The 10,717-nt window shown below is 68.6% G+C and carries 10 protein-coding genes; 5 read left to right on the forward strand and 5 right to left on the reverse strand.

The genetic code is table 11. The annotated features are described in order from the left end of the window. Complete coding sequence (locus ACWDU1_RS22335) at nucleotides 1–687, forward strand: amino acid ABC transporter ATP-binding protein (RefSeq protein ID WP_450001179.1); 687 nt, start codon at nucleotides 1–3, stop codon at nucleotides 685–687. 41 nt (nucleotides 688–728) lie between these two features. Here ACWDU1_RS22335 and ACWDU1_RS22340 read toward each other — a convergent pair whose 3' ends face one another. After that, nucleotides 729–959 (reverse strand): hypothetical protein, encoded by a 231-nt coding sequence (locus ACWDU1_RS22340; protein WP_450001181.1) that lies wholly within the window; start codon nucleotides 957–959, stop codon nucleotides 729–731. Between the two features lie 65 nt (nucleotides 960–1,024). Between ACWDU1_RS22340 and ACWDU1_RS22345 the strand changes: the two genes are divergently transcribed. After that, on the forward strand, nucleotides 1,025–1,528 hold the full coding sequence (locus tag ACWDU1_RS22345; RefSeq protein WP_450001183.1) for a hypothetical protein: 504 nt from the start codon (nucleotides 1,025–1,027) through the stop codon (nucleotides 1,526–1,528). Between the two features lie 2 nt (nucleotides 1,529–1,530). Here ACWDU1_RS22345 and ACWDU1_RS22350 read toward each other — a convergent pair whose 3' ends face one another. Continuing rightward, a complete protein-coding gene (locus ACWDU1_RS22350) occupies nucleotides 1,531–1,698 on the reverse strand; it encodes a DUF4236 domain-containing protein (protein WP_450001184.1) in 168 nt (55 codons plus the stop codon). Between the two features lie 105 nt (nucleotides 1,699–1,803). Between ACWDU1_RS22350 and ACWDU1_RS22355 the strand changes: the two genes are divergently transcribed. Beyond that, the gene (locus ACWDU1_RS22355) at nucleotides 1,804–2,421 is read left to right on the forward strand and encodes a class I SAM-dependent methyltransferase (RefSeq protein ID WP_450001186.1); all 618 of its coding nucleotides are present in this window, start codon (nucleotides 1,804–1,806) and stop codon (nucleotides 2,419–2,421) included. Nucleotides 2,422–2,500: 79 nt separating this feature from the next. Here ACWDU1_RS22355 and ACWDU1_RS22360 read toward each other — a convergent pair whose 3' ends face one another. Both ACWDU1_RS22360 and dnaE read right to left on the reverse strand, forming a co-directional pair. Further along, nucleotides 2,501–3,382, reverse strand: coding sequence for an aminoglycoside phosphotransferase family protein (locus ACWDU1_RS22360; RefSeq protein ID WP_450001188.1), 882 nt, complete (start codon nucleotides 3,380–3,382; stop codon nucleotides 2,501–2,503). 136 nt (nucleotides 3,383–3,518) lie between these two features. Next, nucleotides 3,519–7,064: a DNA polymerase III subunit alpha gene (dnaE, locus tag ACWDU1_RS22365; RefSeq protein ID WP_450001190.1), complete on the reverse strand. Its 3,546-nt coding sequence runs from the start codon at nucleotides 7,062–7,064 to the stop codon at nucleotides 3,519–3,521. A 280-nt stretch (nucleotides 7,065–7,344) separates the two neighbouring features. Between dnaE and ACWDU1_RS22370 the strand changes: the two genes are divergently transcribed. Together ACWDU1_RS22370 and ACWDU1_RS22375 are read left to right on the forward strand one after the other, a co-directional pair. Then, nucleotides 7,345–7,794 (forward strand): hypothetical protein, encoded by a 450-nt coding sequence (locus ACWDU1_RS22370; protein WP_450001192.1) that lies wholly within the window; start codon nucleotides 7,345–7,347, stop codon nucleotides 7,792–7,794. A 323-nt stretch (nucleotides 7,795–8,117) separates the two neighbouring features. Next, the gene (locus ACWDU1_RS22375; protein ID WP_450001194.1) at nucleotides 8,118–9,308 is read left to right on the forward strand and encodes a sensor histidine kinase; all 1,191 of its coding nucleotides are present in this window, start codon (nucleotides 8,118–8,120) and stop codon (nucleotides 9,306–9,308) included. Between the two features lie 100 nt (nucleotides 9,309–9,408). Here ACWDU1_RS22375 and ACWDU1_RS22380 read toward each other — a convergent pair. Then, a partial coding sequence (locus ACWDU1_RS22380) for a solute symporter family protein (RefSeq protein ID WP_450001196.1) occupies nucleotides 9,409–10,717 on the reverse strand: 1,309 nt, incomplete at its 5' end.

The raw sequence follows: 10,717 nt of genomic DNA on the forward strand, positions 1-10,717 counted from the left end.
CTGGGCCGCAACCAGGTGCTGCGTGGCGTGGACATCCATGTCGACGCCGGGAAGACGACCACGGTCATCGGGCCGTCGGGCTCGGGTAAATCCACTCTGCTGCGGGTTCTGAACCGGCTGCGCGAACCCGATTCCGGCGATATTCTCCTCGACGGCGAATCGGTACTCACCGAGAACCCCGACCGGCTGCGCCAGCGCATCGGCATGGTGTTCCAGCAGTTCAACCTGTTCCCGCATCGCACCGTCGCCGACAATGTCGCGCTCGGCCCACGGAAACTGCGCGGCCTGTCCAAGGACGAGGCCCGCGCCCTTGCCCTCGAACAGCTCGAGGTGGTCGGGCTGGCCGGCCGCGCCGATTCGCGGCCCGCGAACCTGTCCGGCGGACAGCAGCAGCGGGTGGCGATCGCGCGGGCGCTGGCGATGAAGCCGGACATCATGTTCTTCGACGAGGCCACCTCCGCTCTCGACCCGGAACTGGTCAAAGGCGTACTCGGACTGATGTCCGAACTGGCCGCCGGCGGTATGTCGATGATCGTGGTGACCCATGAGATGGGTTTCGCGCGCAGCGTCTCCGACCACGTCGTGTTCATGGACGCCGGAGTGGTGGTGGAGTCCGGGGAGCCGGCCGCCCTCTTCGACGACGCGGAGACACCCCGGCTGCGCAAATTCCTCGACCAGGTCCTGTGAGGGCGGTGCCACCGGCCGCGGCGGACCCGCCCGGTTCCGGGCTAGATGAGTTCGACCTCGTCGAATCCGACGGTCAGGCTGTGCCGGCGGGCACGCAGCACGCCGCCCTCACGATGCACCAGCCCCTCGTCGAAGTCGATCCGTAGCCGGGCCCGGCCGGTGTCCACTTCCCGGACCACTGCGCAGATCTCCCGGAACGGCCCCGCGGGAAAGTAGACGACATCACCGGGCGCATAGTCGGCATTGACCACGCCGCCACTGTAGCCGTTCATCCCGCCGTCCACCGTTCCCGCGCGGCCGGTTCCGATCGTGTCCGCGGCGGCCGATACTGGGTTGTATGAGCGACGACGCGAAGGCGCCCAATCCCTACGGCACACCGACCACCGATGGTCCGCGATCCCCGGGACGTACGCAGGGTCTCACCAATTCGATCGTCCGCACGCTGCTTCGAGTACCGGGCCTGTCCGCGGTGGTGGGCAAACGGCTGATGACGCTGCAGGTGGTCGGCCGGAAATCCGGGCGCACCTATCGGATTCCGGTCGCCTACACCCCGCACGGGTCCGCGCTGCTGATCGGTACGGCATTGCGCCCGTGGGTGAGGAACCTGAAACCGGGCACGCCCCTGACGATCACCCGCGGCGCGGGACCCGAGCGGTTCGATCCGCTCGTGCACACCGGCGAAGACGAGGTGATGCGCCTGTTCGCGATCATCGCCCGCGACAACCGGACCAATGCCGGTTACAACGGGATCGGCTTCGATGCCGCGGGCGAGCCCGAACAGGCCGACCTCTACCAGACCTGGCAGCAGGGCGGTGTGGTGATCGAACTACGGCCGATCTGAACTCAGCGCTGCCGCCAGCTCAGCGGGCCGGGCAGATCGACACTGTTCTTCTTGGTCCGCGAGTTCCACGACCACGGGCCGATCTTGATACTCCACGAGGACAGGCCCGACTGGGTGAAGTTGAGCTTCAGCGGACCGTAGGACTTGCGCTGACGATATTTGATGGGCATGGCAACCTCCCTGACTCGGACACAGAATATCCATTTCTCGCGTCGTATAACCGATCCGTGTGTCGCCCATGGCTTTCACCGGCCGGCAGTGCCAGAGTGGAGGGCGTGGGAATCTACCGCGATCATTTCGTGCCGCGGCTGGTGAATACGGCCTGCGGCGTGAAGGCCAACGATCCGCTGCGTGAGCGCGTCTGCTCCGGGCTCTCGGGACGGGTCGTGGAACTGGGTTTCGGGTCCGGCCTCAACGTGCCGTTCTACCCGGCCGCCGTCACCGCGGTGAGCGCGGTGGAACCCGCCGACCTGGGCTGGAAACTCGCCGCCCGCCGGCTCGCCGCGGCGAAGGTGCCGATCGAGCGCGCGGGCCTGGACGGGCAGGCCCTGCCGTTCCCGGACAACAGTTTCGACTCGGCGCTGTCCACCTGGACCATGTGCACCATCCCCGATATCGCCGCCGCTCTCGCCGAGGTCCGCCGGGTCCTCGTACCGGGCGCCGCCCTGCACTTCGTCGAACACGGCCTGGCGCCGGACCCGAAGGTCCAGCGCTGGCAGCACCGCCTCGACCCGATCCAGCAACGGATCGCCGGGGGCTGCCATCTGAACCGCGATATCCGCGCCCTGCTCGAATCCTCGGGATTCGGCATCCGCGACCTGGAGGTGTTCAAGGGCGACGTCGGACCGGCCTTCATCGATACCCAGTACCTCGGAGTCGCGGTCGGTCACTGAGGCGGAGCCCGATATCGGTCACCGAGGCAGAGCCGATCGCGCGGAACCGGAACGCGAGCACGGTCTCCCCTTCGGCCGTTCAGATCTCCGCGGCGAGGATATCCGCGATCAATGATCGGGCACGCTGATCCGTGGGATCGTCGGCGAGTGTGATCAACGCCTTCCAGAGCGCCCAGCCGCGGGCCCGGTCCCAGGTGCCGCCGTCATGGCCCACGGTCGCGCGGAACGCGGTGCGGCCGGCGCCGGACAGCATCGTCCACGCGGGCACCAGATCGCAGGCGGGATCCCCTGCCCCACACGTACCGAAATCGATGACCGCGCTCAAACTTCCATCCACGACCAGCAGATTGCCGGGAGCGAGATCGCCGTGGAACCAGACCGGGCGGCGGTCCCATTCGGTGGCCAGGGCCCGGTCCCAGACCGCGGCGGCCGCGGCGGTATCGATGCTCCCGGCCAGCACCGACAGGCAGCGGCGGGTCTGCCGGTCGTAGTGGCGCAGGGCGGCGCCGCGGTAGAAGCTGTGCCCGCCGGCCGCCGGGGCTCCGGTGGTGTCGCAGCGCTGAAGTGCCCGGATGAACTCGGCCAGGGAGACAGCGAAGCCGACCGTATCGACGATACGAGAACGGTCGGCGGTCTCGCCGGGAATCCAGCGCCGCACCGACCACGGCATCGGATATCCCGGGCTCGGCGCGCCCTCGGCCACGATGACCGGGATCCGCAGCGGCAGAGCGGGGCCCAGTTCCGGTAGCCACCGGCTCTCCTTGCCGATAGCTGCCGCGTACGCGGCGGCGGTGGGCAGGCGGACGGTCAGCTCTGCACCCAAGCGATAGGTGCGGTTGTCGTGGCCGTCGTGTGCCACGGGTGTGACCGGGTATCGGCTCCACTGCGGAAACTGGGCAGCGATCAGCTGTTCGACCAATCGCGCGTCTATACCGGCACGGCCGTCGGGGTAGTTGGTCACCAGGCAATTTTCGGCGCGACACCTCGCCGCCGCCACCTGCGGCAGGAACCCGCGGACAGAGCAGCGGCGGTCGGGAGTTCTGCTCGATCATCGCGATGAACTCCCGACGCCTGCCGTCCGGAACAGCGTGATCGGCTCAGCTCGCCAGGCAACCCGGGCCGAGTAGCGCCTTCAGATCACCCATGAGCGCCGACGACGGTTCCACCCGCAGACTGTCGGCCAGCTTGAGCACCGTGGTCTTCTCCCGGGCGCCCACATGCCGCAGGTGTACATCGGAGGTACCGGGATGGCGGGAGAGCACCCGCTTCAGTTCGCCGATCTTGTCGGGGGTGCACATCCGGGTGGAGATGGTCACCGCGAGCGGTTTCGCCACTCCGATGGCCGAGAGATCCGGTACGGCGAGATCGTTGGCGATGAGCGAGATCCGGTCGTCGCGCATCGAGACGCGGGCCTTCACCAGGACGACCGCGTCCTCCACCACGTCCATGCCGTACACCGAGTAGGCCTGCGGGAAGAACAGCACCTCGATACCGCCGGTGAGGTCCTCGATCTGGGCCGATGCCCATGCCAGGCCGTTCTTGTTGATCCGGCGGTTGACCGAGGCGAGGATACCGCCGACGGTGACCTGGGTACCGTCCTTGATATCGCCCTCCAGGATGGCCGGGATCTGGGTGTCGGCCTGCGCGGCCAGTACGTGCTCGACGCCGTTGAGCGGATGCCCGGAGACATAGAGCCCGAGCATCTCCCGCTCCAGCGCCAGCAGGTGCTTGGACTCCCACTCGTCGTCCGGCACCGAGACGTTGAACACCGAGGTGATCGACTCGTCGGCGTCCGTCCCGCCGAAGAGGTCGAACTGCCCGATCGCCTCGGCCTTCTTGGTGGTCATCACCGCGTCGATGGCGTCGGAGTGGACGAGCAAAAGCCCCTTGCGCGGATGCCCGAGTGAGTCGAAGGCGCCCGCTTTGATCAGGGACTCGGTGACCTTCTTGGTGCAGGCCACGGTATCGATCTTGTTCAGGTAGTCGGAGAAGTCGGTGTACTTCGACTTCTCCTTGCGCGCCTGCAGAATCGAGGACACCACGTTCGCGCCGACATTACGCACCGCGCCGAGGCCGAACCGGACGTCGGTGCCGACCGAGGCGAAGTTCAGCTCCGACTCGTTCACATCCGGCGGCAGCACGTGCACGCCGAGCCTGCGGCAGTCCGAGAGGTAGACGGCGGCCTTGTCCTTGTCGTCGCCGACGCTGGTGAGCAGCGCGGCCATGTACTCGGCGGGGTAGTTCGCCTTGAAGTAGGCGGTCCAGTAGGAGACCAGGCCGTAGGCGGCGGCGTGCGATTTGTTGAACGCGTAGCCGGCGAACGGGAGGATGGTGTCCCAGAGCGCCTTGATGGCGGCCTTGGAGTAGCCGTTGGCCTGCATGCCCTCCTCGAAGCCCTCGAACTCCGCTGCCAGCACCTCGGCCTTCTTCTTGCCCATGGCGCGGCGCAGGATATCGGCGCGGCCGAGCGAGTACCCGGCGACCTTCTGCGCGACGTGCATGATCTGCTCCTGATACACGATCAGGCCGTAGGTCTCGCCCAGGATCTCCTTCAGCGGTTCGGCCAGCTCCGGGTGGATCGGCTTGACCTCCTGCCGCCCGTTCTTCCGGTCCGCGTAATCGTTGTGCGCGTTCATGCCCATCGGGCCGGGGCGATAGAGCGCGCCGACGGCCACGATGTCCTCGAACGCGGTGGGCTGCATGCGGCGCAGCAGGTCGCGCATGGGGCCGCCGTCGAGCTGGAATACGCCGAGGGTATCGCCGCGCTGCAGCAGTTTGAAGGTGGCCTCGTCGTCCAGCGGCAGAGCGTCCAGGTCGATCTCGATACCACGGTTGAGCTTGGCGTTGTCGATGGCGTCGCCGAGCACCGTGAGGTTGCGCAGGCCCAGGAAGTCCATCTTCAGCAGCCCGATGGCCTCGCACGACGGGTAGTCCCAGCCGGTGATGATGGCGCCGTCCTGGGCGCGGCGCCACACCGGGATGGCGTCGGTGAGCGGCTCCGAGGACATGATCACCGCGCAGGCGTGCACGCCCGCGTTACGGATCAGCCCCTCCAGGCCACGCGCCGTCTCGTAGATCTTGGCGATATCCGGGTTGGTGTTGATCAGCTCGCGAACCTCAGCGGCCTCCTTGTACCGCTCGTGGTCCGGGTCGGTGATGCCGGAGACCGAGATGTCCTTCGCCATGATCGGCGGCGGCAGCGCCTTGGTGATCTGGTCGGCGATGGCGAAGCCGGGCTGGCCGAACAGCACCCGCGCCGAGTCCTTGATCGCGGCCTTGGTCTTGATGGTGCCGAAGGTGATCACCTGGGCGACCTTGTCGGTGCCCCACTGCTCGGTCGCGTAGCGCACCATCTCACCGCGGCGGCGATCATCGAAGTCGATATCGATATCGGGCATCGACACGCGCTCGGGGTTCAGGAAACGCTCGAAGAGCAGGCCGTGCGGGATCGGGTCGATATTCGTGATGTGCAGGGCGTAGGCGACCAGCGAACCGGCCGCCGAGCCGCGACCGGGGCCGACCCGGATCCCGACCTCGCGCGCGTGCTTGATCAGGTCGCCGACCACGAGGAAGTAGGCCGGGAAGCCCATCTCCAGAATGACGCTGATCTCGTAGTCGGCCCGGTCGGCGTACTCGCGCGGCACCCCGTCCGGGAAGCGCTGGTCCAGGCCGCGGGCGACCTCCTTGCGCAGCCAGGTGGCCTCGGTCTCGCCGTCGGGCACCGGGAAGACCGGCATCCGGTCGCGGTGCTGCCAGACCTCGTCGTAGGACTGCACCCGCTCGCCGATGAGCACCGTGTTGTCACAGGCGCCGGGGACCTCCGCGTCCCAGATGGCGCGCATCTCGTCGGCCGACTTGAGGTAGTAGCCGTCGCCGTCGAACTTGAACCGGGTCGGGTCCGAGAGCGTCTTGCCGGTCTGGATGCAGAGCAGCGCCTCGTGGTTGGTGGACTGGTCCTTGGTGACGTAGTGGCAGTCGTTGGTGGCCAGCGGCGGGATGCCGAGCTGCTTGCTGATCATCAGCAGCCCCTCGCGCACCCGGCGCTCGATCGAGAGACCGTGGTCCATCACCTCGAGGAAGAAGTTCTCCGGGCCGAAGATCTCCTGCCACTTGGCCGCCGCCTCCAGCGCCTCGCGCTCGTGGCCCAGCCGCAGCCGGGTCTGCACCTCGCCGGACGGGCAGCCGGTGGTGGCGATGATGCCCTCGGCGTGCGCGGCGATGATCTCCTCGTCCATCCGCGCCCACTTGCCCAGCTGGCCCTCGATCGAGGCCAGGCTGGAGAGCTTGAACAGGTTCCGCAGCCCGGTCGCGTTCTCCGCGACCATCGTCATATGCGTGTACGCGCCGGAACCGGAGACGTCGTCGCTCTTCTGGCTCGGATCCCCCCACAGCACCCGCTTGGTGTCGAACCGGGACGCGGGCGCGATATAGGCCTCGATCCCGATGATCGGCTTGATCCCCGCCTTCTTCGCCGAGTTGTAGAACTCGGAGGCGCCGTACATGTTGCCGTGGTCCGTCATGCCGACCGCGGTCATCCCGAGCCGGTCCGCCTCGGCGAACAGCGGGGAGATCTTGGCTGCCCCATCGAGCATGGAGTACTCGGTGTGGTTGTGCAGATGAACGAATCCGGACGAGGGGGCCAAGATCTGTCCTTCCTCCCAATGGCTCGGCGGGGGTTGGTGTAGCGAGTTTATGGGAACCCACCGACAGCATCGGCGGCGGTGCGGCGCGCCTCGCGACCCGGGCGTGTCGGCCGGGGTGTCCGGTATCCGCACACCGATTCGATCACCGGTGTCGCCCGGCACTGGTAGGGTCGGTCCGCGTCACGTACGAGGATGCGCCGCACCGCTTCTCCGCCGGAGACCCGGCGGCGCGTCCGACGATCGACCCGCACAGTGCCCGATCGACCCAGCGAGGTGAACGATGACAGCACGGACGGTGCTCACCCTGCCGGCCGCCGCCGCGGCGCTGGCGGTGGCGGCGCTCACTGCCACGTCGGCTCCGGCCGCCGCGACCGACGGTGGTTCCTTCGATACGGTCTACTCGCTCGCCGAGGGGCCCTGCGTCGCCCAGCTCGACGCCTCGGTCACCGGCGACGCCTATCCCGAGCACGCCGCGTTCACGGTCTCGACCATCATGTTCGGCGTCGGCTCGTGCAACCTGCCGGTCACCCTGAACTGGCGCAATCTGGACACCGGGGCCACCGGAGCGGTCACCAAGACCGCGAACGGGCCCGGCCACTGGATGAACGACGGCCGCTCGGCCCTGTTCCAGCCCGGTATCGGCCGGTTCACCGCGACCGTCACCGTCGGCGCCGCCCATATCCCCGAGCCCGGATCGGTGGACTTCACCGTGACCAAGTACCAGGGGTGAGCGCCGGCACTCCGCGATCCCTCCGATAACGGGCACGGCGCCGATCCGTCCGGTACGGCGCGTCCCGCCCGTCCGACCGGCCGCTCCGGCCCTCGGCCCGCACCGGGTCGCCGGCCCGGGCCGGTTATCGCCTCCGGAGAAGGTTTCCCGCGGCAATGGCGGTTGCCGCGGGAAGCGTGAGACGATGACCGGCCCGGGCCGGCGAGCTGTTCGCGGACGGGGCCGGGCCCACCACGATGGTGGGCCGATACGAGCAGGTGGGACGGTGCAGGTGGTGCAGGCGTGAACCGGCGACCACGCGGCGGCACGGCCCCGGGCACACCGTGACCGCGGCCGTACTGGCGGCCGCCGGCGCGGCGGTCGTGCTCGCGGCCGCCCTGCTCGTCTGGGCCCGCCCGCGCCGGCTCGTCACGACGCCCGCCGAACGCGCGGTGCACGCCGCGCTGCACACCGCATCACTCGCGGCACGGTCACTGCGCCGTGGGCTGACGCCGGAATCCGCGCTGGACGCCGCACCGCATCTACGTGCCCTCATCGGAGCCGAGGGACTGGGCGTGACCGGTCCGGACGGCGAACTCTTGGCATGGGACGGGATGCACCGGGGCCTGACCGGCGAGTTCACCGAGGCGGCCGAGCGTGCGCTGGCCGGCGAACGGCCGGTGCTCGTCCAGGTTCCCGATCCGGAGCGGCCGGGCCGCACCCTGGTGGCCCAGCCGCTGCTCACCGACAGCGGGGTGGTGGCGGGGGCGCTCGGCATGGTCACCGGCACCCGGCCGGGCCCCGGGACGCTCGGCGCGCTCGCCGAGGTCGCCCGGTATGCCTGCGGGCAGCTGGAACTGGCCGAACTCGACGCGTCGCGGTCCCGGCTCGACCGGGCCGAGGTGCGGGCGCTGCGGGCTCAGATCAGCCCGCATTTCATCTACAACGCGCTCAGCACCATCGCTTCGTTCGTCCGCACCGATCCGGCCCGGGCCCGCGAACTCATCCTGGATTTCGCGGATTTCACCCGGTACTCGTTCCGGGCCGCGGGCGAATACACGGTCCTGGCCGACGAACTGCGCAATATCGAGCGCTATCTGGAACTGGAGCGGGCCCGGTTCGGTGACGCCCTGCAGGTACGGCTGCGAATCGCCCCGGAGGTGCTGCCGGTGACCCTGCCGTTCCTGGCCCTGCAACCCCTGGTGGAGAACGCGGTCCGGCACGGTCTGGCGGGCACGCCCGGCGGGGGCACGGTGACCATCGAGGCGCGGGATGTGGGCACCGACTGTGTGATCAGTGTCGAGGACGACGGCGCGGGAATGGATCCCGAACTGCTGCGGTCGGGATCACTGGACGCGGCGGGCACCGGGCCCGGCGCCGGACGGGAGGCCGCGCATATCGGCCTGGCCAATGTCGACGACCGGCTGCGTGCCGCGTTCGGCAACGACTACGGCCTGGTGGTGGATACCGCGCCCGGCGCGGGTACGAAGGTGAGTATGCGAGTGCCCAAGTTCCGGCCCGGTATCCGGCCCTGAACGACAGCGGCCGGCCCCCGCTCACCCTCACAGAGCGGGGACCGGCCGGCGTGTGCACCGGCCCGGGCCGGCGCCGCGACGCCGGCCCGGACTTCCGGATTCAGTGCACCACGGCCTTTTCGGCGCCGACGCCGGTCAGCGACCGGACTTCCATTTCCGCGGCCTTGACCGGATCCTCGCTGTCCTTACCGCCGAGGTAGGTGCCCACCACACCGAGCAGGAAGGCCAGCGGGATGGAGACGATGCCCGGGTTCGACAGCGGGAACCAGTCGAAGTCCAGGTCCGGCAGCATGGCCGTGGACGATCCCGAGACCGCCGGGGAGAACACGATCAGCACGATGGTGGAGATCAGTCCGCCGTACATGCTGAACAGCGCGCCTCTGGTGTTGAACCGCTTCCAGAACAGCGAGTACAGGATCGTGGGCAGATTCGCCGACGCGGCGACCGCGAAGGCCAGCGCCACCAGAAACGCGATGTTCTGGCCGTTGGCGAGGATGCCCAGCCCGATCGCCAGGAGACCGATCACCACGGCGGTGATCCGGGAGACCCGGACCTGCGCATCGTCGTCGACCTTGCCGCGGCGGATCACATTGGCGTAGATATCGTGCGCGAACGAGGCCGAAGCGGTGATGGTCAGGCCCGCCACCACGGCGAGGATCGTCGCGAACGCGACCGCGGAGATGATCCCGAGCAGGATCACCCCGCCCAGTTCGAATGCCAGCAGCGGGGCCGCCGAGTTCTGCCCGCCGGCCGCGCCGAGAATCCGGTCCGGGCCGACGATGGCGGCCGCGCCGTAGCCGAGGACCAGCGTGAACAGGTAGAAGGCACCGATCAGCGCGATCGCCCAGACCACCGAGCGGCGGGCCTCTTTGGCGGTCGGCACGGTGTAGAACCGCATCAGCACATGCGGCAGGCCGGCGGTGCCGAGGACCAGGGCCAGCCCCAGCGAGACGAAGTTCAATTTCGACATCTCACTGCCGCCGTACTGGGCTCCGGGTGCGAGCACATCACGGGCGGCGACCTTCTCGCTCTCCGAACCGGTGATCGCGGCCTGCGCGCCCCCCAGGATCTCCGAGACGTCGAACCCGAATTTCGCCAGCACCATCACGGTCATGATGGCGGCGCCCGCGATGAGCAGGACGGCCTTGATGATCTGCACCCAGGTGGTGCCCTTCATACCGCCCACCAGCACATACACGATCATCAGCACACCGACCACCGCGATCACCACGGCCTGGCCGGTCTTACTGGAGACGTCCAGCAGCAAGGCCACCAGACCACCGGCCCCGGCCATCTGCGCGAGCAGATAGAACAGCGAGACCGCCAGGGTGCTGATGGCCGCCGCGGTCCGGACCGGACGCTGCTTCAGCCGGAAGCTGAGCACATCGGCCATGGTGAATTTGCCGGTG

It is taken from the genome of Nocardia sp. NPDC003345 (assembly GCF_053589395.1).